This is a genomic window from Pseudomonas fragariae (ex Marin et al. 2024) (genome assembly GCF_059621105.1).
The window spans coordinates 1,239,533-1,262,353 of record NZ_CM184369.1 but is presented as its reverse complement, the minus strand read 5'-3'; the positions used below and the strand labels follow the sequence as shown (position 1 = coordinate 1,262,353).

The window sequence follows — 22,821 nt, the reverse complement described above, 5'->3', positions numbered from 1 at the left end:
GCCTGCAGGTTTAACGCCTTCAGCCTTCATGCGTACTGCGTGCCTCAGCCCTTGGCATTCGGCGTTTTTTTGATCAGCCCCTTGCTTTCCATGTCCTTGATCTTGCGCATCTCGTAGCTGTCACCCGACTCGGCAAACACCTGAAGATTCTGCAGGATATGGATGGTCTTGATGTAATCAGGCAAGAGCGCGTTGGCGTATGGATCACCGCTCAGCGCTTTCTCTTTCATGTCGATGATCCGACTGGCAAAAAACTCCAGCGCATTGATTTCCTTGCTGGGGTCGACCAGTTTGCCTTTCTTGTCGAACTCGTCGCCTGCGCGACTCATCAACTCAGCGGTGTGATTATCGATCATGCCGAACTTGTACAGGATCATCCCCGCTCTGTTGAGATCCTTGGGGCTTATCTGTTCAGGATTGAAGCCCTTGAACAGCGGTTTCATCTTGCGTTTTTCCATCGCCAGGGAATTGAGCGCAATCGAATTTTCGCCCACCTCCTGAAGCACCTGGGTCACCTGTGCCGCAGCTTTCTTGACCTTGACGCGTTCAGGAGGCGCCGCGATGTTTACCGGCGGAAAGTCGCCCCATATTGATTTGGCCATGTGTCACTCCAGATATGAATGTGTTCGAACTTCATATCGGGGCCAGCACGGCATGATTGATAGGCGTGCAAAAATCCATACCTGCCCTACAGTGCCACAAGACAGCACTTACATAACTCGGTGAAACTTCTCACACATAATCAAGCCGTCAGCGTGAATAAGCGCGCACGCGCAACCGATAACCGCGGTCTTGCAGCAACTGCCAGAGGCTGTTCATTTAACGTACTTCTGCAGGTTGGCCATCATTTCCTTCAGCGCCTCGCCAGTGTCGGCAGGGTGCGCTGCGTTGGCGAAATCACCCATCGCCTGCCACTGCGCCGCGACGTCTTCCGGGCTGAAGCCTGCCTGCGGGTCGAAACAGGCTCCCTGACTGCGCTGCCAGCGGACCTTGCCGATCCAGCCACCGCCCACTTCGAACAGCTCGCCACTGCTCTGGCATTGTGCGCTGCACAGGTACACCACCAGCGGGCTGACCAGCTCGGGCTTGAGCAGCTCGAAGACATTGGCGGGAATCAGCCCCTCGGTCATGCGTGTACCGCCCGTCGGCGCTATGGCGTTGACGAAGATGCGGTGCTTGCGACCTTCCAGCGCGAGGGTGCGGGTCAGCCCGTAAAGCCCCAGCTTGGCCGTCGCATAATTGGCTTGCCCGAAGTTGCCGTAGATACCGGACGTCGATGACGTGAAGATCACCCATCCGTCATTCTGCTCGCGCAGATAAGGCCAGGCGGCATGGGTGACCTTATAGGCCCCCTCGACATGGACGCGATAGACCAGGTCCCAGTCGACGTCCTCCATGTTGGCGAAGGTCTTGTCACGCAGGATGCCAGCGTTGTTGACCAGCACATCGATGCGCCCGAATGCGTCCAGCGCATGCTGCACAATGCGGCCGCCCTCGGTCACCGAATCATGGTTGGCTATTGCAGTGCCGCCTGCCGCGCGAATCTCGGCCACGACGCAATCGGCGGCAGACGCGCTGGCCCCTTCGCCATGCGCAGAACCGCCCAGATCGTTGACCACCACTCGCGCACCGTGTTTCGCAAACAGCAGCGCATGAGCCCGACCCAGCCCACCCCCTGCGCCGGTCACAATCACGACTTTATCGTCAAAACGCACTGACTCGCTCATCGCTGGCTCCATGCCTCAGAAAGACGTTGCGATGAGTGTCGTCCACGCCCTGCACAGCCACAATCAACACCTGCTGTGCTGAATCATTCCCCATAAAGGAGCGCGATATTTTCAGCCCAGATGCTTGATGAACGCTTCCAGCCACGGCTCGGCGTCGGTTTCCGGGGTGACGCTTTCGCTTCCGTCCAGACGCAACATGTCCTGCACTTCGCTAACGCCCAACTCAGCGAACAGTTCGCGCATCTGCTCACCGCCTGCGCAGAAGGTGTCGCCGTAACTGGCATCGCCCAGTGCGATCACCCCACCAGGCAATCCACGCAGCTCGCCTGGCAGACCGTCGCGCAGCGCTGCATAAAGAGGCATGAGGTTGTCGGGCAACTCGCCCATCCCGGTGGTCGACGTCACAGCAAGGAGCGCCTGAGGCTCGAAGGCGAGCAGATCCGGCAGCATAAGGCGCGGATTGACGAGGGTCTCATGGCCGGCGGCACGCAACAGCGCGGCGGCGTGTCTGGCAACTTCCTCGGCCGATCCGTAGACCGTTCCACACACGATGGCGACTTTCATGGTTATTCCTGCAGCAGCTTAAAAAAGTGAAACATTATGCCTTAGAATGCCGTCTGAATTTTCTACGGACCATTCTGCCTTCGGTCTGCCCGAAGAAGCACAGCAGAGCTGAAACACTTGAATGAAAAAATATGACGGATGGCCAGAACACTTTGCGGAATCAATGGTCTGTGTTCTCAATAACCGGTTAGACCGAGCCTCCGCCCATGCAACCTGATTCACTTCTCACCCAGGCTGAGCTGGATTTTATCCAGAGCATGCAGCGCAACCCCCAGTTGAACGTACGTGACAGTACGCGCAGTCTGCTGGTCAATGGCGGCATCCAGATTCAGGATCTGCTGACAAAGCTGGCCGCTCATGAGCAGGTCACGATTCATGCGCAGTTCGAGAATCAGCAGATGAATTTCCCTCTGCATCTGGTCGAGGACGAATTCCACGCACTGCATCTGGAGCTCGGCGCGCCGAGTATCTTCGAAGAAGGTCCGAAGATCCGCCCATGGCGACTCGTGCTGGAAGAGCCGATCCCTCTCGAAACCGAAAAGGGCGCACTGAGAGCGCTGTGGGTCCACGAGTTGTCGTTCAAGGGCGTACTGCTCGAGTACCGCAAGGAAGGCAAGCTGCCGAGAAACTTTTCAGCCTGGTTCAACCCGCCGGGTCAAGCGCCTATTCCAATGCGCGGCAAGCTGGAGCGAATGATCGGGCAAAACGTCGGTGCCTATCACTTCAGCAAGCATGGCAAGGACGATGCCGAGCGCCTGCGTCAGTACATCCTGCAAGAGCATCGTCGCAAACATCCGTCCCTGCACAAGTAACCCGCCTGCCCGGCAACGCTCTACCGGTCTCTCAGCGTTTCAGGAATAATCCTTGCTTGCTGTTCACGTGAAGCTGTCGCTATCCACCATCCCGGATCGCGGCATGTGACCTCCCTACCCGGGAATTTCACGCCTCTACCGGAGATATACAATGTCTACCTCACCCGTCACCTTGATGGTTGCCCGCCGCGTGGCGCAGGGTCGTTACCATGAAATGATGGCCTGGCTGCACGAAGGCGAACAGTTGGCCACGGACTTTCCGGGGTATCTGGGTTCAGGGGTACTGGCTCCCCCGCCCGGCGATGACGAATTTCAGATCATTTTCCGCTTCACCGATGAGCACACCATGCACGCCTGGGAGCATTCCGCCTCTCGGCGCTCCTGGCTGGTGCGCGGCAGCGGTCTTTTCGCACAACCCTCGGAGCATCGGGTCAGCGGTATCGACGGCTGGTTCGGCGCAATCGATCAGCGCCCGCCACGCTGGAAACAGGCCGTCGCGATCTGGCTGGCGTTCTTCCCCGTGTCGCTGATCTTCAACTTTCTGCTGGGCCCGTTGCTCAATCATCTGGACCTGTTGCCGCGCATCATGATCAGCACCGCGGTGCTCACCCCGCTGATGGTCTACCTGTTCATCCCGCTGTCCACGCGCCTGCTGGCACCCTGGCTACAGAGCACGCCGGCACCGGCACGCCCGACGCAATCACCTTCGCCTCGCTAAGCTCATAAAGACCTGTACACCCCCTACCCTTCGGTACAGGTCTTGGTCGCTCCTCGCTCCCTCTCATTTCCCCGGCCATCCCGTGCCCAGCGGCTGCGCGCGCTGGCTTGACGAGTTTCATGATGCCCAGGGTTGTACAAAAAAATTCTCTGGTATAACTTTGCCTGTAAACCGGAAGAAACAATCGACCGTACAATCCCCGTCCACTCCCGATAACCGATACGTGAGCTGTCGATGGCAATCTCTTCTGCACCTATCCTGATCACCGGCGCCAGCCAGCGCGTAGGTCTGCATTGCGCCTTGCGTCTGCTCGAACACGGGCAACGGGTGATCATCAGTTACCGCACCGAGCACGAAAGTGTGACGGAATTGCGCCAGGCTGGAGCGGTGGCCATCCACGGGGATTTTTCTTGCGAGGCCGGGATCATGGCCTTTGTCGAGCTGTTGAAAACCCAGACCTCAAGCCTGCGGGCCATTGTCCACAATGCTTCCGAGTGGCTGGCAGAAACACCGGGCGATGAAGCCGACAACTTCACCCGCATGTTCAACGTGCACATGCTGGCGCCCTACCTGATCAACCTGCATTGCGAGTCGTTGCTGACCGCCAGTGAGGTCGCTGACATCGTGCATATCAGCGATGACGTGACCCGCAAGGGCAGCAGCAAGCACATCGCCTACTGCGCAACCAAGGCCGGCCTGGAAAGCCTGACGCTGTCCTTCGCTGCCAGGTTCGCCCCGCTTGTCAAAGTCAACGGCATAGCACCGGCGCTGTTGATGTTTCAACCCAAGGATGATGCGGCCTACCGCGCCAACGCCCTGGCCAAATCGGCCCTGGGCATAGAGCCTGGTGCAGAGGTGATTTACCAGAGCCTGCGTTATCTTCTGGACAGCACCTATGTCACCGGCACAACACTGACCGTAAACGGCGGACGGCACGTCAAGTAAGCCGCCCCGAGGATCATTCTGATGAGTTCGTCCCTGCCCCAGCACTATCGAGACATTCTGCTCGGCCTTGGTGAAGATCCAGACCGCGAAGGTCTGCTGGACACGCCGAAACGCGCTTCCAAAGCCATGCAGTACCTGTGTCATGGCTACACCCAGAGCGTCGAAGAAATCGTCAATGGCGCGCTGTTCGCCTCCGATAACGATGAGATGGTCATCGTCCAGAACATCGAGTTGTACTCGCTTTGCGAGCACCACCTGCTGCCGTTCATAGGCAAGGCGCATGTGGCCTACATTCCGACCGGCAAGGTGCTGGGTCTGTCGAAGATCGCACGCATCGTCGACATGTTTGCCCGCCGTCTGCAGATTCAGGAAAATCTGACCAAACAGATTGCCGATGCGATTCAGAAAGTCACCGGAGCCGCCGGTGTAGCGGTGGTCATCGAAGCCCAGCACATGTGCATGATGATGCGCGGCGTCGAAAAGCAGAATTCGACCATGAATACGTCAGTGATGCTCGGCGCCTTCCGTGACTCGAGCACCACGCGCATGGAGTTTCTGCAATTGATCGGACGGAGCAGACAATAATGGCAAGACTCGAACCTGGCACCGCACGCATCCGCGTCAAGGACCTGCGCCTGCGCACGTTCATCGGCATCAACGAGGACGAAATCCTCAACAAACAGGACGTGCTGATCAACCTGACGATTCTGTATGCCGCTCAGGAAGCCGTGCGGGATAACGACATCGAGCATGCCCTCAACTATCGCACCATCACCAAGGCCATCATCCAGCATGTCGAGGGTAATCGCTTTGCCCTGCTGGAACGACTGACCCAGGAAGTGCTGGACCTGGTGATGAGCCACGAGGCGGTAACCTACGCTGAAGTGGAAGTCGACAAGCCGCATGCCCTGCGCTTTGCCGAATCCGTATCGATCACGCTCGCCGGTCAACGCTGAAACTCTTATCATGACCTCAACCGTCAACTGAAAAGAGCCCGTCATGACCGAGCAAGAACGCCTCGAACTCGAAGCCGCAGCCTTCCGCCGACTGGTCGCGCATCTGGACAGCCGCAAGGATGTCCAGAACATCGACCTGATGAACCTGTCCGGCTTCTGCCGCAATTGCCTGTCCAAGTGGTACAAGGCCGCTGCTGACGAAAAGCAGATCGACCTCAGCCTCGATGATGCGCGTGAAGTGGTTTATGGCATGCCGTACAGCGAGTGGAAAGCCCGCTACCAGAAAGAAGCGAACGCCGAACAACAGGCGGCGTTCGTCAAGGAAACCAAACAACATGACTGATCTGAATTCCCTGCGCACCAGCCTGAGCAGCGGCAAGCATGCGTTTGCCGACACCCTGGCATTCATCGCCGACGGCTATGAGTATCAGCCTCAGGCCTTCAGAAACGGCGACGTCGACAATGCTGCCGGGCAAAACGAAGGGTCGTGCAAGACCCTGGGCCTGGCATTGCTGGAAGGCTTGACTGACGAAGAGGCACTGCTGGCATTCGGCGAGCATTACCGCTCGGTGCAAGCCACACCTGAAGGCAGCGACCACGGCAATATCCGTGCGCTGATGGCGAATGGTCTGGCGGGTGTGAAGTTTGCAGGCGAGCCGCTCAAGCGCAAGGCTTGATCAGAGCTTGAGCACCGCTGCTCCTTGTCGCGCGGCGCAGATATATCCAGCAGAACGCAGCGAACTTCGTGCCAATGCAAAGCATTGGCACGAAGTGAATCAGACGGCAACGATCAGAACGATACGTCAGCCAGCCCGTCCAGGTAGCGCTCGACATCGAGTGCCGCCATGCAGCCGGCACCGGCCGAGGTAATGGCCTGGCGATACACGTGGTCGGCCACGTCGCCGGCAGCGAATACGCCTTCGACGCTGGTCGCTGTGGCGTTGCCTTCACGGCCACCCTGCACAACCATGTAACCGTCCTTCAAGGCCAGCTGGCCGTCGAACAACGAGGTGTTCGGCGTGTGGCCGATCGCGATGAACACGCCGTCGACTTTCAGCTCGCTGCTGCTGCCGTCGTTGTTCTTCAGGCGCGCACCGGTCACGCCCATGTTGTCACCCAGGACCTCGTCCAGCGTGGCATTGAGCTTGAGTTCGATCTTGCCTTCGGCGACACGCGCGTGCAGCTTGTCGATCAGGATCTTCTCGGCACGGAAGGTTTCGCGACGGTGAACCAGGGTCACCTTGCTGGCGATGTTGGCCAGATACAGCGCCTCTTCCACCGCGGTGTTACCCCCACCGACCACCGCGACTTCACGGTTGCGATAGAAGAAACCGTCGCAGGTGGCGCAGGCAGAAACACCCTTGCCCATGAACGCTTCTTCCGAAGGCAGGCCCAGGTAGCGGGCGCTGGCGCCGGTGGCAATGATCAGGGCGTCGCAGGTGTAGGTCGCGCTATCGCCCTGCAGGCTGAACGGCTTGCCGGCCAGATCAACCGAATTGATGTGGTCGAAGACGATTTCAGTCTCGAAACGCTCGGCATGCTCACGCATGCGTTCCATCAGTGCAGGACCGGTCAGGCCGTGCGGGTCGCCTGGCCAGTTATCAACTTCTGTAGTCGTGGTCAATTGGCCGCCAGCCTGCATGCCGGTGATCAGCAGAGGCTTGAGGTTGGCGCGAGCGGCGTAGACCGCAGCGCTGTAACCGGCAGGGCCGGAACCGAGAATGATCACTCGGGAATGACGTACGTCTGACATGACACACTCCTATCGACCGACCGTTTACGCCGCGGTCGGGACGGCTGGATAAAAAGGACCACCGAAACGCTTGGGGAAGCGTCATTTGCTTCGGCGGGTCCTGAAAATTCTGACCTGAAGGACAGGTCCTGGATTGCCGAACAGCCTATCGGGGCCGCAGAGGTTAAGGAAATATCGTTTCACAATCCACCCTATAGGTCACTTCTATAGCGTGGGCGCCTGAAAGCAGCGCATGGGTGACGAGCCATTCGGATAATCTTCCTTCGCCAAGGATACGCCACAAGTCTGGCATGCTCAAAAACCGTCGGCGCTCAGCTCTTTCATGGCCATCACAAAGCCGGTAAGGTCACGCCTTTCAAGCACTCGGAGACTCCCATGCCCGCTCCCGCCCTTACCGGCCCGCAATACCTGAGAGAGGGCCTGAAACTGGTCCTCAGCCCAGGCTTGCGCTTGTTCGTTCTACTGCCATTGAGCATCAATGTGGTGTTGTTCTGCGGCCTGATCTATCTGGCGGTGCATCAGTTCGAGCTGTGGGTCGACACCTTCATGCCGACCCTGCCTCATTGGCTGAGCTTTCTCAGTTACATCCTCTGGCCACTGTTCGTGGCGCTGGTGCTGCTGATGGTGTTTTTCACCTTCACCGTAGTCGCCAACATCATCGCCGCGCCATTCAACGGGTTTCTGTCCGAAAAGGTCGAAGCCGTGGTTCGTGGCGTAGACGAATCGCCCGATTTCAGCTGGGCCGAACTGGTCGCCATGGTGCCCCGCACCCTGGCCCGCGAAGCACGCAAGCTGGGCTACATGTTGCCGCGCATGCTCGGCCTGTTCATCCTGTCGTTCATCCCGGTCGCCAACATCATCGCCGCCCCGCTATGGCTATTGTTCGGGGTGTGGATGATGGCGATCCAGTACATCGACTACCCCGCCGATAACCACAAACTGGGCTGGAACGAAATGCTCGGCTGGCTGAAGAGCAAACGCTGGCAGAGCCTGAGCTTCGGCGGCATCGTCTACGTTGCCTTGCTGATCCCGGTGGTCAACCTGCTGATGATGCCTGCTGCAGTGGCCGGTGCAACGCTGTTCTGGGTGCGCGAGCGCGGCGCGGATGCGTTGCCGGTGACTCACGCACGCGGCTGACACGCGGCTGAATGAAGACATGCCGGACCGCGCCATGCGGTTCGGCACACCCGAAGAAAAAAATCACACACATATAAATATGCACCGCAACTCAACCTGCCAGTTGGGGCTAAATGGGGCCTCAACCAACCCGTTCATGTGAAGCCACCTTCCATGAAACCAGGCGACACATGAACTTAACAAGGAAGTTAAATCATGAATGCTCAAGTAAATCCTGCTGCACTGGCCGCTGACAACGCTACCGTTCAGGAAAAGATCCGCGCCTTTCTGGTCAGTGAACTGGCCGAATGGTCGATCAACCCGGACAACGTGTACATCAACGGTGTGAACGACCCCGAAGAGCGCATCGTCATCAGCTCCACTTCGCTGACTGCCGAAGCTGAAAACCGTGTTTTCGAGAAAGACGCCCCTGCCTACTCCACCCGCACCGCCGGCCTGTTCACCGTGGCGTATTCGTATGCCGATGAACATCGTCTGGCGGCACCGGATCTGGCCAAAGTGGGCGAAGTGATCGGCCAACTGGTTCGTGATCTGGGCTGAGTGCCCCGCTTGACCGGCTGAGTGACGACTACGCCTGAGAGCGTGCCGAACAGATAACGAGTTATCTGTTCGGCACTTCGGCGTTAAAAGGGAGGCTTCTTACAGCTATATATCAGTATTCCCACAACCAGCTTATATAACTCCATTCCGTGTAACGGCAACAGCTTGCCGCAAGCAGACACTGTTTGCCGAGATATGAAAAAACATTACACGTAGGAATATTGCGTAGGACATATCTTCCCGACCTCTAATACAAGATCGCAACGGTGCAGGAACAAGCAATATATTAAATATGGCATCATCCTTGCTCTCCTGATTAAAAAAAACAGGAGTAATCGCTATGGAAATAAAAACAGAATCTGTCGCAGAACAACTCTCCTCCTACCGACCGGCATCCCTCGAAAGACTACCGGAAAACCGTTCAGGTCGGTTTGCAAACCTGTTGAACGATGCCATCACACAGACAGAGAAAAAACCTCCAGCCGCAGCACCCGCAACACTCGGCAATGCCCCGCTCGACTCGCTTCATGGATAGCATGACTATCGAACAACGCAGATCCAGTGTGGAGGATAAAGACTTCGTGCCTATGCCTGCGGCAATGGAACGTGCGCGAGGGATTTTCAAATGACCCATACCGACAATGTTTCGCCATTTCCTAATGTAACCCCATTGGGTTGTACAGCCTATGCGTTTACCTATTAACTATTCCGCGCAGTCTCACGCCAACTTGCTCACCTTACCGACGCCCTATCACCAATCCATCACACAACCGCCACATAACCGAAATGTAATCAGTCGACACTGCTCTCATGAGCCAAATTCTTAATGTCACCCTGATCACTGAAACCTTTACTCCCGAGATCAACGGCGTCGCCAATACCCTGGGGCGGCTGTGTGAAGGGTTGCGGTTGCGCGGGCATCGGGTCGAGCTGGTCCGGCCACGTCAGAACGACGAGATCGGCGCGGGCACTGCAGAGGATCTGCTGCTCTGCCGGGGCTGGCCGATACCAGGTTACCCGGGGTTGCAATGGGGTCAGTCTTCGATGCACAAGCTGCTGCGGCGTTGGCAGCGGCGTCGGCCGGATGTGCTGTACATCGCCACGGAAGGGCCGCTGGGGCTCTCGGCACTGCGCGCAGCGCGGCGTCTGGGGATTGCGGTGATCAGTGGCTTCCATACCAACTTCCCACAGTACACGCAGCAGTACGGCATGGGTTTCATCACCCGTTTGCTGACGCACTACCTGCGCTGGTTCCACAATCGGTCGCGCATGACGCTGGTGCCGAGCATCAGTCAGAAGGTCGAGCTGGAGCGGCGTGGCTTTGAGAGGATCGAGCTGTTGTCGCGAGGCGTCGACAGCCAATTGTTCAGCCCGTCCAGACGCTCGCAGCCTCTGCGCGAGAATTGGGGTCTGCAAGCCGATGATGTCGCGGTCCTGCATGTCGGCCGCCTTGCCCCCGAAAAAAACCTGAGCCTGCTCAAAGCCTGTTTCGAGGCGCTCAAGGACAGTTACCCGCAGCGTAATCTGAAATTGGTAGTCGTTGGCGACGGGCCTCAACGCGCGCAGCTGGAGCAGCAAATTCCGGAGGCGATTTTCTGCGGGACGCAGCGCGGCGAGGTGCTGGCGACGCACTATGCCTCGGCCGATATGTTTCTGTTTCCCAGCCTCACCGAAACCTTCGGCAATGTGGTTCTCGAAGCACTGGCCTCAGGCCTGGGGGTGGTCGCCTACGATGAAGCCGCAGCCGGGCAGCATATCCGCCATGGCCACAACGGTGCGTTGGCCATGCCGGGTGACGAGGCGGCGTTCATCGACGCGGCACGCTGGTTGCTGGAGGACAGTGAGACGCTGCGCCGCGTGCGTCTCAACGCCCGGCAGCATGCCAGCCGCCAGGGCTGGACAGCGGTCATCGATCAGTTCGAGCGTCAATTGCGCGAGGCCTGCCCGAGCCAGAACGCTGCAAGCGTCAAAGAGATCAGGTCGGTAGCCAGCAAGAAAATCAGACCAGTGTCGTCAGTGCGTCTCGACTGAAGGGCAGGATGTCCTGCTCGCGCCCCTCGCGCACTTTCAGTGCCCAATCCGGATCGACCAGCAACGCGCGCCCCACCGCCACCAGATCGAACTCGTCGTTGCCCAGCCGCTTCAGCAGATTTTCCAGGCTGGCCGGTTGAGCGACCTTGTCGGTGTTGACCATGAATTGCAGGAACTCGCCGTCCAGTCCGACGCTGCCGACAGTAATGGTCGGTTTGCCGGTCAGCTTGCGCGTCCAGCCCGCCAGGTTCAGGTCGGAGCCTTCAAACTCAGGCTCCCAGAAACGCCGGGTAGAGCAATGAAAGATATCCACACCTGCATCAGCCAGAGGCTGCAGGAACTCGCCCAGCGCCTCGGGCGTTTGCACCAGGCGCGCGGTGTAATCCTGCTGTTTCCATTGTGAGAAACGGAAAATGATCGGGTAGTCCGGGCCAACTGCGCCGCGCACGGCCTTGATCAGTTCAAGAGCAAACCGTGAGCGGTTGGCGAGGCTGCCGCCGTACTCGTCGCTACGCTGATTGCTGCCCTCCCAAAAGAACTGATCGACCAGGTAACCGTGAGCCCCATGAATTTCGACACCGTCCATGCCAATCGCCCTGGCATCGGCGGCAGCCTGGGCAAAGGCCGCAACGACCTCATCGATGTCCTGCTTGCTCACGCCATGCACCAGCACCTGACCGTCCTTGACCTTCTCCATCGGCCCGTAGGCAGGCACGCTGCCGTCCGGCTCGGTGCCAGGACGACGAACTGCGCCGACGTGCCAGAGTTGCGGGACGATCCTGCCGCCCTCCGCATGCACCGCCTCGACCACCTTGCGCCAACCGGCCAGTGGCGCTTCACCGAAAAACTGCGGGACGTTCGGATAGCCGTTGGAGGCCTTGTGATTGACCGTAGTACCTTCGGTGATAATCAGCCCGACGCCTGCCGCAGCGCGCCGCCGGTAGTACTCAACGACCTTCGAGTTAGGCACGTGCCCTGGCGAGAACGAGCGGGTCATGGGCGCCATGACCACACGCGAGGACAGCTCCAGGCTGCCCAGACGGAAAGGCGTGAACAAGGCTTCTGCCGACATGCGCAACTCCTGTGAAATGGTCGATTGCCATCAGGCGCGCAGAATATCGCCGGGCGTCAGCAGTGGCCCAGTACTATTGATCTGGCTGATTTGAGTTCAGAAGCGACGAGCGCGCAAGAAAGCCGGGCGAATGCTAAATGCTACCCCGGCTCTACGATCAGCTTTGCGCCAGGGCCTTTTCGATGGCCTGGATCACCGCAGGATCATCCGGAGTGGTACGCGGAGAAAAACGTGCGCTTACACCGCCGTTCTTGCCAACCAGAAACTTTTCGAAGTTCCAGGTGATATCCCCGGGAAACTCGGCACCCTCACCCGCCAGCAAACGGTAAAGCGAGTGCCGGTTGGGGCCGTTGACGTCGAGTTTTTCACCCAGCGTAAACGTCACGCCATAGTTGAGTTGGCAAAATTCGGCGATCTCTTGCTCGGTACCCGGTTCCTGCCCGGCAAACTGGTTGCACGGCAGACCCAGTATCTCCAGGCCCTGGTCCTTGTACTGCTGATAGAGGTTTTCAAGTGCCGCGTACTGCGGTGTCAGCCCGCATTTGGACGCGACGTTGACCACCAGAACCACTTTTTTTCTGAAATTCGCCAGCGGCAGTTCCTGGCCACCCAGCGCTTTCAATTTGATGTCGTGAAAAGCACTCATGAGAACCCCTTTTGAAACAAGTCGCCCCAGGCTACAACCCGAAAAAAGGCACCGTGACCGCACGCGTAACGAAAGTCGTCATCGCAGAACAGCCAGGGCGCCTTTTCAGTGCCTGAGCTTAGCAGCACAAATCAGTGTTGATGACCGCCTTCGCCGTGAACATGGCCGTGAGCCATTTCTTCTTCACTGGCATCACGGATGGCCACAACCTTCACGTCGAAGTTCAGGCGCTGACCCGCGAGCGGATGGTTGCCGTCAACAGTGACGTCGTCGCCATCCAGATCACGGATGGTCACGATCTGCATACCGCCATCCGGGCCGGAAGCGTGAAACTGCATGCCGACTTCAAGCTTGTCGACGCCTTCGAACATGCTGCTGCTCAAGGTGCTGACCAGTTCGGCCGAGTACTCGCCGTAGGCGTCTTCGGGCTCGACGGCGACTTTCACCTGCTCGCCTACTTCCTTGCCTTCCAGTGCCTTTTCCAGGCCCGGGATGATGTTGCCTGCACCTTGCAGGTAAACCAGCGGCGCACCACCGGCAGAACTGTCGATGACCTCACCAGCGTCGTTGGTCAGGGTATAGTCAATGGAGACAGCCTTATTGGCGGCGATCGGCATGGGGACAAGACCTTTTGCTTAAGATTGAAGAACGGGCAAGTTTAACCAAGCAATCGCCCGAAAGCGAACGCAACTCTGACGGACGGCCCTGATTGGAAAGTTCAACCGTTATCGGTTTCAGCCAGGATGAAGAAGGGCACTGGATTGCGCTACTGTCCTGCGGCCACACTCAGCACCTGCGTCATCAGCCTCCCTGGCAGTCACGCGCGTGGGTACTGGATCCTGCACAGCGTCAACAGATGACCGGTAAAGCCTTTCGTTGCGGCTGGTGTGCGAACGCTGCGGATAACGATAGTCTTGCGGCAGAGAAATCGCGTTAGACGGTTTCCGGACTTTTTCGGTCGGCAGCGGTTCCCTATGTGCTGCGACCCTTGCACTGCTCAATCGAGAAGCCAGTATGCAGACTTTTTTTATCGCCCCCACTGACTTTGGCGTGGGGTTGACCTCCATCAGCCTGGGACTGGTGCGCACGCTGGAGCGCGCTGGCTTGAAAGTAGGCTTTTTCAAACCGATCGCCCAGCCACATCCCGGCGATCTGGGCCCCGAGCGCTCGACCGAACTGATGGCTCGCACCCATGGCCTCAAGCCGCCCAAGCCTCTGGGGCTGGCGCATGTCGAGCGCATGCTCGGTGATGGTCAACTGGATGAACTGCTCGAAGAGATCATCAATCTTTATCAGCAGGCAGCGGTCGGCAAGGACGTGCTGGTCGTCGAAGGCATGGTCCCGACCCGCAGCGCGAGCTATGCCGCACGGGTCAATCTGCATTTGGCCAAGAGCCTGGATGCCGAAGTCATTCTGGTCTCTGCTCCGGAAAACGAAGTGCTCGCCGATCTGTCGGGCAGGGTCGAATTGCAGGCCCAGCTGTTTGGCGGCCCCAAGGATCCCAAGGTGCTGGGCGTGATACTCAACAAGGTGCGCACCGAAGAAAGCATGGAAGTCTTCGCCTCGCGCCTGAAAGAGCACTCCCCGTTGCTGCGCAGCGGCGACTTTCGCCTGCTGGGCTGCATTCCGTATCGCGCCGAACTCAACGCGCCGCGTACCCGCGATGTGGCCGAGCTGCTCGGCGCGCAGGTGCTGAACGCAGGCGACTACGATCAGCGCCGCATGACCAGAATCATCATTTGTGCGCGGACCGTGCTCAACACGGTTCCACTGCTCAAGCCGGGTGTGCTGGTGGTGACGCCAGGCGACCGCGACGACATCATCCTGGCGGTGAGCCTTGCGGCAATCAACGGCGTACCGCTGGCCGGCCTGCTGCTGACCAGCGATACCGTGCCCGACCCACGCATCATGGAGCTGTGTCGCGGCGCACTGCAGGCGGGGCTGCCGGTGCTGTCGGTCAGCAGCGGTTCGTATGACACGGCCAATCGCCTGAATCAGTTGAACAAGGAAATCCCCATCGATGACCGCGAGCGCGCGGAAAACATCACCGACTTCGTTGCCAGTCATCTGGACGCCAACTGGCTGCACCAGCGCTGCGGCACACCCCGTGAGCTGCGCCTGTCGCCCGCGGTGTTTCGCTATCAGTTGATCCAGCGCGCGCAGGCGGCCAACAAGCGCATCGTGCTGCCTGAAGGCAACGAACCGCTGACCATTCAGGCTGCCGCCATCTGCCAGGCGCGCGGTATCGCGCGTTGCGTGTTGCTGGCCAGGCCCGAGGAAGTGCATGCCGTTGCGCAGGCGCACGGCATCGAGCTGCCGCAGGGGCTGGAAATTCTTGACCCGGACCTGATTCGCGAGCGCTATGTTGCACCGATGGTGGAACTGCGCAAAAGCAAAAGCCTGAATGCGCCCATGGCCGAGCAACAGCTCGAAGACCCGGTGGTCATCGGCACGGTGATGCTGGCGCTGGACGAGGTCGACGGGCTGGTGTCCGGCGTCATTCACTCCACCGCCAACACCATCCGCCCGGCCCTGCAACTGATCAAGACCGCGCCAGGCTGCACGCTGGTGTCTTCAGTGTTCTTCATGCTCTTTCCCGAGCAGGTGCTGATGTACGGCGACTGCATCATGAACCCGCATCCGAGTGCCAGCGAGCTGTCCGAGATTGCCTTGCAAAGCGCCGACTCGGCCACTGCGTTCGGCATCTCGCCGCGTGTGGCGATGATCAGCTACTCCAGCGGCAATTCAGCCAGCGGCGAAGAAGTCGAGAAGGTCCGCGAAGCCACGCAACTGGCACGCGAAACCCGCCGCGATCTATTGATCGACGGGCCGCTGCAGTATGATGCGGCCGCCAACGAACAGGTCGCCCGGCAGCTGGCTCCAGACAGCGCGGTCGCAGGACGCGCCAACGTGTTCGTGTTCCCGGACCTGAACACCGGCAATACCACGTACAAGGCGGTGCAACGCAGTGCCGACTGTGTGAGCCTCGGCCCGATGCTGCAGGGCCTGCGCAAACCGGTAAACGATCTGCCGCGCGGCGCGCAGGTCGACGACATTGTCTACACCATCGCGCTGACAGCCATACAGGCCGACACGCTGTCCTGATACCTGACCCGAGTGCCGCAGAGCAGTCTGCGGCTTCCGATAACTTGCGGAGCCATCTTCCTAATGGATTTCCTGCCTGCCCCGTTACGCGGCGTCATTGCCTCGCTGTTGCTGGCGCTGAACACCATCGTCTGCTGCACGGTGCTGTTCGCGGTCACGATCCTCAAGATCTGCCTGCCCTTCTCTGCGGCACAGTGCTTCACCGACTGGCTGATGAGCCACATCCATGAAACCTGGATCGGCAACAACAATGCCTGGATCAGACTGCTGTGCCACACCCGCTGGCACCTGAGCGGCCTGGAAGGGCTGGATTACCAGCACTCGTATCTGGTCACCAGCAATCACCAGAGCTGGGTCGACATCATGGTCTTGCAGTACGTGCTCAACCGACGTATTCGCCCCTTGAAGTTTTTCCTCAAGCAGGAGTTGATCTGGGTTCCGGTGATCGGTCTGGCGTGGTGGGCGCTGGGCTTTCCGTTCATGAAGCGCTACTCCAAGGCGTACCTTGCCAAACACCCGGAAAAGAAAGGCAAGGACCTGGAAACCACCCGCCGCACCTGCGCGAAGTTTCGCCATAACCCGGTGGGGATTTTCAACTTCGCAGAAGGTACGCGCTTCACGGCCGGCAAACACGCGCAACAGAACTCGCCGTTTCGCCACCTGCTCAAACCCAAGGCTGGCGGCATTGCCTTCGTGCTCGACGCGATGGGCGAACAGCTGGAATCGATTGTCAACGTGACCATCCACTACCCGGCCGGGCAGCCCGGCTACTGGGACCTGCTGTGCGGCAACGTGAAGGAAGTGGTCGCCCACTTCGAAGAGATCAAAATCCCGCAACAGTTTCTCGGCAAAAATTACGACCAGGACGGCGAATACCGCCTGGAATTCCAGCAGTGGATCAATGCGTTGTGGGAAGAAAAAGACCGGCTGCTGGACAGGCTGCATGAGCAGTATCCGGCGCCGCATTGATATTGACTTGTGGGAAGTGGAAGCGAGCTTGCTCGCGAAGAGGCCATCAAGGCCGCCGCAAGCCTGACGTTTCAGCCATCCATCGTGCCAATGCTCCGCGTTGGCATGCCGTTCTGGACGCTCTGCGTCCTCTTTGCGACGCAGAGCGTCGCGAACTGCATTGCCACGCTGGAGCGTGAGGAACGATGATCTCAACTATCGTGCTGATACTCTGCGTCCGCTGTCAGGTGGACGCAGCGGTGTCGATCAGTACTGCTGACCCGGAATCGGCTTGAGGTTGACCTCTACGCGACGGTTCTGGGCGCGGCCGTTGACGTCGGCGTTGCTGGCAATCGGTTGATCAGGCCCTGCACCGCGCACTGACAGGTGCGCTTGATCGACGCCCTGCGAGGTCAGGTAAGTCGCGACGCTCTGGGCGCGCTGTTGCGACAGGTCCATGTTGTGCTGGCGGCTGCCGGTGCTGTCGGTGTAACCGACGATTTCAATGTTGTTCTGGTTGAACTGCTTGAGCGAGCTGGCCAGATTGTTGAGCGGCGAATAGAAGCTGCTGGCAATGGCCGAAGAGTCCGTCGCGAACGTGATGTTACCCGGCATGATCAGTTTGATCTGGTCACCCTGACGCTGTACCTCGACACCGGTGTTGGCCATGCTCTCGCGCAGCGCAGCTTCCTGCTTGTCTGCGTAGTAGCCATAACCCGCCGATGCGGCACCTGCCACTGCTGCGCCAATCAGGGCACCCTTGCCGCGATGATTGTGATCGATGGCCGCGCCGGCTACCGCACCGGCCAATGCGCCGAGTCCGCCGTACTTGGCCGTTTTGCTCATACCACCGGAACTTTGCGCCTGGCCTTGATTGTCATAGGGATTGGATGTTGCACAGCCGGAAAGCATGGCTACGGCGGTGGCAACAATGATCAAACGACGCGAGGTAAACATTCAGTTGCTCCTGGTTTTGACGAACGCTGGTAACCGGATTAGAGCATACCCGCTATCAAAAATTCCTTAACCCGTGCTGAACCGCCCGTCTTGCGGGCTTCTGCGCTCAGCGGCGCTCCTCGCGAATGTAGGGTTCGCCCAGCGCACCGGGCTGGCTGCTCGATTGACGCTTGCCGCTCGCCACCCAGACCATGACCAACAGGGTGACCGCATAGGGCGTCATCAAGACGAAATACTGAGGCAGGCGCACGCCGGTTGCCGCCAACTGCGGAATCAGCGCCTCGATACCGCCGAACAGCAAGGCACCGGCCAGCGCACGCCACGGCGACCAGCGCGCGAAGATCACCAGTGAAACCGCGATCCAGCCGCGTCCGCCGGTCATGTCGGCGATCCACATCTTGGTGCTGAGCACGGCAATGAAACCGCCGGCCAGCCCCATCAACGCGGAGCCGGCGACAATCGCCGCCAGGCGGTAACCGAGCACGGAAATACCTGCGGCATCGGCGGCCTGCGGGTTCTCGCCCACCGCGCGCAAACGCAGCCCGGTGCGCGTGCGATCGAGCAGCCAGACCACCGCGATGAAAATCACCACGGTCAGGTACACCAGCGGGTTCTGCACAAATACCCGGCCCACCACGGGCAGCTCGGACAACGGCCACAGCTCGACCGCCTGAAGGCCGCTGACCGGACGGTTGGTCCAGCCCAGCAGCGTGCCCAGCAGCCCGGTCAAGCCCTGACAAAAGAACACCAGCGCCAGCCCGGCGATCACCTGGTTGATCCGCAACACCAGCACCATCAGCGCAAACAGCAACGACACCAGACCTGCCGCCGCCATCGACGCCAGCAGCGAAAGGCCCGGCGAGCCGAGGCTCAACTGCATGCCGATGCCCGCCAGTGCGCCGACCAGCATCAGCCCTTCGACGCCCAGCGCCAGTACACCGCTGCGCTCGATGAGGATCAGGCCCAGCGCTGCCAGGGCGAACGGCACGGCAAAATCCGGTGCGCTGCCCAGCCAGTGGGAAATAAGCTCCATCAACGTTCTCCTGCCTGAATGCGTCGCAGGCGATGGCGGATGAAAAAGTCCGACGACGCGACGCAGATCACCAGAATCGCCTGGATCAGTTGCACCATCGAAAACGGAATCTGATAGAACACCTGCAGGTTGCGCCCGGCCACGAACAGCATGGCGATCAGCAACGCGACCACGGTGGCGGCCACCGGGTTGTTGCGGGCCAGAAAGGCGATGAGAATCCCGGAAAAACCGTAGCCCTGATAGAACGATTGAGTAAGGCGCCCTTCCTGCCCCGAGGTCACGACAAAACCTGCAAGCCCGGCCAGCGCGCCCGACAGCAGCACGGTGCCGATGATCATCTTGCGCACCGGTACGCCCACCGCTCCGGCAACTTTCGGGTTGGCATCGACAAAGCGCAGGTACAGCCCGGCCCGCGAAACACCGACGAACCACAGGGTCAGACCAGTGACCAGCAGCGCCAGAGGGATCGCCGCGTTATACCCGGCAAACAGGTCGGGCAGCCGCTCGAAGCTCTGGAACGCGGGGGAATAGGGAAAGTTGTCGCGCGGGTCCTTCCAACTGCCGTACACCAGGTGCAGGAGGAAATTGGCGGCGATGTAATTGAGCATCAGCGTCGAGATGATCTCGTTGACCTGCCACTTGAGCTTCAGCAGCACCGGCCCCAGGCTCCACAACAATCCGCAGATCACGGCTGCCGCCATCATCAGCGGCAGACGCAAAGCCTCCGGGCCCACCTGAAACAGCGAAATCGCCGTGGCGCCAATCGCGCCCCAGATCATCTGGCCTTCCAGCCCCAGGTTCCAGAAACGCGCCCGAAACGCCATGCACCCGGCGAGCCCGACCATGATCATCGGCGATGCCTGAAACAGCACTGCCTTGAAGTTTTGCGCATCGAACACCGTCTGCACGACGAACTCGTTGAGCAGCTCGTCAGCAGGCACGCCGGCAAGAATCAGAATCACGGTGCAGATCGTCAGTCCGATCAGCAACGCCAGAGCAATGATCAGCGCCTGCAATAGCCAGCCGGTCTGCTGACGAAGCTCCAGGGTGTAGCGCCGCGCCAGCAAGGGTTGCCGTGCGGATGTCATCGGTTGTACTGATTCAGTCATGGCTCACCATCGCTTTGCCGATGGCTTGCCGGTCGGCAGGGTGCGCGAACTCGGCGACGATGCGCCCGCCGTTCATCACGCCGACACGGTCAGCCAGGGCCAATACCTCGTCCAGATCCTCGCTGATCACCAGCACCGCAGCACCCGCGTCCCGTGCTGCTCGCAAACGGGCGTGCACCGCTTGGGTGGCACGCACATCCAGGCCGCGGCTCGGGCTGTGCACCAGCACCAATTGCGGGTCGCGGCTGAATTCGCGGGCGATCACCAGTTTCTGTGCGTTGCCTCCCGACAACAGCGCAGCTTTCTGATCGAGAGAGCGCACGCCTTGTACGTCGAAGTCCGCCACGGCGCGCTGTGCATCCTGTTTCAGGCGCTTGTAGCCCAGACGCCAGAAAGAGCCGTACTGCCCGCTGTGGATATTGCCGATAGCAAAGTTCTCGGCCACCGACAGCGACCCGGCCAGCGCCGCGCCGTAGCGGTCGGCCGGGATCGAGGCGATGCGCAACTGCCGACGCTGATCGGCCGACGCGTCGCGCAAATCGCCAAACCCGGCCATGTGGATTTCACCCTCGGTCGCTTGCGCCAGCCCCATCAGCGCGTTGGCCAGCTCGGCCTGACCATTGCCACCCACGCCTGCGATGCCGTAAATCTGCCCGGCGTGCAGGGTCAGGTTGACGCCGTTGAGCGTACTGCTGCCGACGCTGCGCAACTCTTTGACCTGCAAACGCACCTCACCGGGTGTCGCCGGTTGATGCTCGGCAACCGGCACCGATTCGCCCACAGTCAACTGCACCAGTTGCTCGACGCTGACACGCTGCGGATCAAGGGTCTGTATCGTGCGCCCGCCGCGCATGACCGTTACCCGGTCGGCATAGCGTTTGACGTCAGCCATCTTGTGCGTAACCAGAACCACCGCCGCACCCTGCCGGGCGAATGCCTGAACGGTCAGCAGCAGACGCTCGGCTTCCTGATCGGTCAGCACTGCCGTCGGCTCGTCGAGGATCAGAATCCGCGCACCGGCCAGCAGCACCTTGAGAATCTCGACGCGCTGCTGCTCGGCGACCGACAGGCTGTCGACGGTGCGCGCCGGGTCAATCGCAAAACCCAGCGTCTCGGCCTTGCCGACAATTTCCTGTTCCAGCGCACGCAGCCGCTTGCGATAGCTGCCTTCACCGGGTTGCTCGGGCAGTGCCAGGAGAATGTTCTGCGCCACCGTGAACGGTTTCACCAGCTTGAAGTGCTGGTGAACCATGCCGATCCGGTAGCGGCTGGCGTCCCTCGGGCCCTGAAGCTGAACCGGATTGTCGTCCAGCAGCAGGGTGCCGGTTTCCGGTGCATACAGCCCGGCGGCGATGTTCATCAGCGAGGACTTGCCTGCACCGTTCTCGCCCAGCAGCGCGTGCACTTCCCCCCAACAGGCGGTGAAGTCGGCGTCGATCAGCGCCTTGAAGCCATCGAACGATTTGCTGATGCCGGTGAGTTGCAGCGCATTGACCTGACTCATTGCTGAGTCTTCACGCCTTCGACGAACCAGTCCATTTTCCACAGATCCGGGTCAGACAACTGCTGACCGGCCGCCACCCGCTCCTTGCCGTCACGATCGGCCAGCGGGCCGCTGTAGATGATTTTCCGGCCGGCCAGCAGCTCGGCGCGCTCGGCCTCGATCTTCTTGCGGTCCGCATCGGAAATGATCGTGTCCGCAGTCAGCTTGATATCGGTACCGCCCTGCTGCATCGACAGCAGCGCGCCGTTGGCGGGCGGCGTCCAGTTGCCGGCAATGATGTTCTTCAGCTCAGGCCCGAGGAAGCGATCCCAGACCCACAGCGAAGAACAGACCGTCGCCTTGGGGGCGAACTCGCTCAGGTCGCGATGGTGGCCGGTGCCATGAATGCCGCGCTCCTGAGCGACGATCTGCGGTGTCGGGCTGTCGACGTGCTGACCGACCACGTCGGCACCATTGTCGATCAGCGCCATGGTTGCTGCGCGTTCCTTGACCGGGTCGTTCCAGGCACCGGTATAGACCACGGTGACGGTGGCCTTCGGATTGATCTGCCGGGCGCCCAGTTCATAGGCGTTGATAGTCCAGTTGACCTGGCCGAACGGGTTGGCGGCGACAAACCCCAGCTTGCCGGTCTTCGAGGCCGCGCCTGCGGCCATACCGCACAGGTACTGGCTCTCGTAGGTACGCCCGTAAAACGATTCGAGGTTGGGCGCATTGGTGGTGCCCGAGCCATTCAGGAACGCGACTTTCGGGTATTTCCTGGCCAGTGCAAGAAAGGTGTCGGAATAGCCGAATGCAGTGCCGACGATGATGTTGGCACCGCGTGCGATGAGTCGGTCGACCACCGGCGTAATGGCTGCCGCGTTCTCAGGCACACTCTCGACGTACTGGATTTTTGTGTCCAGATCCTTTTCCAGCTTCACGCGCGCTTCGTCGAAGGCCTGAGTCCAGCCGCCATCATTGCGCGGGCTGATATACACCATGGCGATTTTCGGCTTCCCTTCGAGGGTCAACCCTTCAGCCTGAGCAAGGCTGACCGTTCCCAACGCTACGGCCGCACACAATGTCCCGGGCAACAGTTTCTTGTACATAGACGTTTTCCTGAGGGTAATGGCCGATGAGGACCGCACAGGCAGGCATTAGCAGCATCCATGCCAGTACAGGAAAAGCGCTATGGAACAACGACCTGACGCCATCGAGATGAAGAAAGCAGATCAAATGGTCTGAATCGGAGCACTTGGTTTGTGCAGGACGCCCGCGCACTGCG

Annotated in this window: 24 protein-coding genes and 2 pseudogenes; 14 read left to right on the top strand and 12 right to left on the bottom strand. The window is 59.8% G+C overall.

The genetic code is table 11. The annotated features are described in order from the left end of the window. Nucleotides 1–44: 44 nt before the first annotated feature. The 3 genes from AC54XV_RS05745 to AC54XV_RS05735 all read right to left on the bottom strand — a co-directional run bounded on the left by AC54XV_RS05745 (nt 45) and on the right by AC54XV_RS05735 (nt 2,291). Nucleotides 45–602, bottom strand: coding sequence for a hypothetical protein (locus AC54XV_RS05745; protein ID WP_024643037.1), 558 nt, complete (start codon nt 600–602; stop codon nt 45–47). Between the two features lie 213 nt (nt 603–815). Beyond that, nucleotides 816–1,727 (bottom strand): SDR family oxidoreductase, encoded by a 912-nt coding sequence (locus AC54XV_RS05740; protein WP_496718109.1) that lies wholly within the window; start codon nt 1,725–1,727, stop codon nt 816–818. Nucleotides 1,728–1,838: 111 nt separating this feature from the next. After that, nucleotides 1,839–2,291 (bottom strand): flavodoxin, encoded by a 453-nt coding sequence (locus AC54XV_RS05735; RefSeq protein ID WP_024652336.1) that lies wholly within the window; start codon nt 2,289–2,291, stop codon nt 1,839–1,841. 206 nt (nt 2,292–2,497) lie between these two features. Here AC54XV_RS05735 and AC54XV_RS05730 point away from each other — a divergent pair, with 206 nt between their 5' ends. The 7 genes from AC54XV_RS05730 (at nt 2,498) to AC54XV_RS05700 (ending at nt 6,399) form a co-directional block, all read left to right on the top strand. After that, on the top strand, nt 2,498–3,103 hold the full coding sequence (locus AC54XV_RS05730; RefSeq protein WP_004406840.1) for a hypothetical protein: 606 nt from the start codon (nt 2,498–2,500) through the stop codon (nt 3,101–3,103). Nucleotides 3,104–3,254: 151 nt separating this feature from the next. Then, entirely contained in the window at nt 3,255–3,821 is a 567-nt protein-coding gene (locus AC54XV_RS05725) for a putative antibiotic biosynthesis monooxygenase (RefSeq protein WP_003346204.1), read from the top strand. A gap of 234 nt (nt 3,822–4,055) precedes the next feature. After that, nucleotides 4,056–4,766, top strand: coding sequence for a dihydromonapterin reductase (folM, locus tag AC54XV_RS05720; protein WP_496718107.1), 711 nt, complete (start codon nt 4,056–4,058; stop codon nt 4,764–4,766). Between the two features lie 21 nt (nt 4,767–4,787). Continuing rightward, on the top strand, nt 4,788–5,351 hold the full coding sequence (gene folE / locus AC54XV_RS05715) for a GTP cyclohydrolase I FolE (protein ID WP_003346200.1): 564 nt from the start codon (nt 4,788–4,790) through the stop codon (nt 5,349–5,351). Further along, nucleotides 5,351–5,722 (top strand): dihydroneopterin triphosphate 2'-epimerase, encoded by a 372-nt coding sequence (folX, locus tag AC54XV_RS05710; RefSeq protein WP_003316983.1) that lies wholly within the window; start codon nt 5,351–5,353, stop codon nt 5,720–5,722. The genes folE and folX overlap by 1 nt, the downstream gene beginning before the upstream one ends. A 43-nt stretch (nt 5,723–5,765) precedes the next feature. Further along, nucleotides 5,766–6,065 (top strand): DUF1244 domain-containing protein, encoded by a 300-nt coding sequence (locus tag AC54XV_RS05705; protein ID WP_003346198.1) that lies wholly within the window; start codon nt 5,766–5,768, stop codon nt 6,063–6,065. Continuing rightward, nucleotides 6,058–6,399, top strand: a complete 342-nt coding sequence (locus AC54XV_RS05700; RefSeq protein WP_496718106.1) for a HopJ type III effector protein — start codon at nt 6,058–6,060, stop codon at nt 6,397–6,399. The genes AC54XV_RS05705 and AC54XV_RS05700 overlap by 8 nt, the downstream gene beginning before the upstream one ends. Before the next feature lie 113 nt (nt 6,400–6,512). Here the strand turns inward: AC54XV_RS05700 and trxB are convergent, their stop codons facing one another. Further along, nucleotides 6,513–7,475, bottom strand: a complete 963-nt coding sequence (gene trxB, locus AC54XV_RS05695; protein ID WP_003316986.1) for a thioredoxin-disulfide reductase — start codon at nt 7,473–7,475, stop codon at nt 6,513–6,515. Between the two features lie 375 nt (nt 7,476–7,850). On the opposite strand from trxB, the gene cysZ reads away from it, so the two are divergent. The 4 genes and pseudogenes from cysZ (at nt 7,851) to AC54XV_RS05675 (ending at nt 11,183) form a co-directional block, all read left to right on the top strand. Further along, nucleotides 7,851–8,612 (top strand): sulfate transporter CysZ, encoded by a 762-nt coding sequence (gene cysZ, locus AC54XV_RS05690; RefSeq protein WP_003408742.1) that lies wholly within the window; start codon nt 7,851–7,853, stop codon nt 8,610–8,612. Between the two features lie 195 nt (nt 8,613–8,807). Next, on the top strand, nt 8,808–9,152 hold the full coding sequence (locus tag AC54XV_RS05685; protein ID WP_024640126.1) for a hypothetical protein: 345 nt from the start codon (nt 8,808–8,810) through the stop codon (nt 9,150–9,152). Between the two features lie 340 nt (nt 9,153–9,492). Then, nucleotides 9,493–9,781, top strand: a pseudogene (locus AC54XV_RS05680) (hypothetical protein). 181 nt (nt 9,782–9,962) lie between these two features. Next, complete coding sequence (locus AC54XV_RS05675) at nt 9,963–11,183, top strand: glycosyltransferase family 4 protein (protein ID WP_024640127.1); 1,221 nt, start codon at nt 9,963–9,965, stop codon at nt 11,181–11,183. Here the strand turns inward: AC54XV_RS05675 and AC54XV_RS05670 are convergent. The 3 genes from AC54XV_RS05670 to AC54XV_RS05660 form a co-directional block, all read right to left on the bottom strand. After that, the gene (locus tag AC54XV_RS05670) at nt 11,152–12,255 is read right to left on the bottom strand and encodes an NADH:flavin oxidoreductase (RefSeq protein ID WP_496718104.1); all 1,104 of its coding nucleotides are present in this window, start codon (nt 12,253–12,255) and stop codon (nt 11,152–11,154) included. The two genes, AC54XV_RS05675 and AC54XV_RS05670, sit on opposite strands and share 32 nt — an antisense overlap. 157 nt (nt 12,256–12,412) lie before the next feature. Next, the gene (locus AC54XV_RS05665) at nt 12,413–12,901 is read right to left on the bottom strand and encodes a glutathione peroxidase (protein ID WP_004406866.1); all 489 of its coding nucleotides are present in this window, start codon (nt 12,899–12,901) and stop codon (nt 12,413–12,415) included. Nucleotides 12,902–13,032: 131 nt separating this feature from the next. After that, nucleotides 13,033–13,518, bottom strand: coding sequence for an FKBP-type peptidyl-prolyl cis-trans isomerase (locus tag AC54XV_RS05660; RefSeq protein WP_004406868.1), 486 nt, complete (start codon nt 13,516–13,518; stop codon nt 13,033–13,035). A gap of 14 nt (nt 13,519–13,532) precedes the next feature. Between AC54XV_RS05660 and AC54XV_RS05655 the strand changes: the two are divergent. The 3 genes and pseudogenes from AC54XV_RS05655 (at nt 13,533) to yihG (ending at nt 16,975) form a co-directional block, all read left to right on the top strand. Then, nucleotides 13,533–13,838, top strand: a pseudogene (locus tag AC54XV_RS05655) (DUF3565 domain-containing protein). A 77-nt stretch (nt 13,839–13,915) separates the two neighbouring features. Next, the gene (gene pta / locus AC54XV_RS05650; protein ID WP_003408730.1) at nt 13,916–16,006 is read left to right on the top strand and encodes a phosphate acetyltransferase; all 2,091 of its coding nucleotides are present in this window, start codon (nt 13,916–13,918) and stop codon (nt 16,004–16,006) included. 63 nt (nt 16,007–16,069) lie between these two features. Beyond that, nucleotides 16,070–16,975: a 1-acylglycerol-3-phosphate O-acyltransferase, YihG family gene (gene yihG, locus AC54XV_RS05645; protein ID WP_011266764.1), complete on the top strand. Its 906-nt coding sequence runs from the start codon at nt 16,070–16,072 to the stop codon at nt 16,973–16,975. 246 nt (nt 16,976–17,221) lie between these two features. Here yihG and AC54XV_RS05640 read toward each other — a convergent pair whose 3' ends face one another. The 5 genes from AC54XV_RS05640 to AC54XV_RS05620 form a co-directional block, all read right to left on the bottom strand. Beyond that, the gene (locus AC54XV_RS05640; protein ID WP_003319364.1) at nt 17,222–17,911 is read right to left on the bottom strand and encodes a YiaD family glycine zipper/OmpA-like lipoprotein; all 690 of its coding nucleotides are present in this window, start codon (nt 17,909–17,911) and stop codon (nt 17,222–17,224) included. Between the two features lie 106 nt (nt 17,912–18,017). Then, nucleotides 18,018–18,944 carry an ABC transporter permease gene (locus tag AC54XV_RS05635; RefSeq protein ID WP_003316999.1) on the bottom strand — a complete coding sequence of 309 codons (927 nt, stop codon included), beginning with the start codon at nt 18,942–18,944 and terminating at the stop codon, nt 18,018–18,020. Beyond that, nucleotides 18,944–20,053 (bottom strand): ABC transporter permease, encoded by a 1,110-nt coding sequence (locus tag AC54XV_RS05630; RefSeq protein ID WP_024652674.1) that lies wholly within the window; start codon nt 20,051–20,053, stop codon nt 18,944–18,946. The genes AC54XV_RS05635 and AC54XV_RS05630 overlap by 1 nt, the downstream gene beginning before the upstream one ends. Further along, nucleotides 20,046–21,557 (bottom strand): ABC transporter ATP-binding protein, encoded by a 1,512-nt coding sequence (locus tag AC54XV_RS05625; RefSeq protein ID WP_011266762.1) that lies wholly within the window; start codon nt 21,555–21,557, stop codon nt 20,046–20,048. Before AC54XV_RS05625 ends, AC54XV_RS05630 begins: the two co-directional genes overlap by 8 nt. Next, a complete protein-coding gene (locus tag AC54XV_RS05620) occupies nt 21,554–22,645 on the bottom strand; it encodes a BMP family ABC transporter substrate-binding protein (RefSeq protein WP_116865566.1) in 1,092 nt (363 codons plus the stop codon). Before AC54XV_RS05620 ends, AC54XV_RS05625 begins: the two co-directional genes overlap by 4 nt. Between the last annotated feature and the right edge of the window lie 176 nt (nt 22,646–22,821).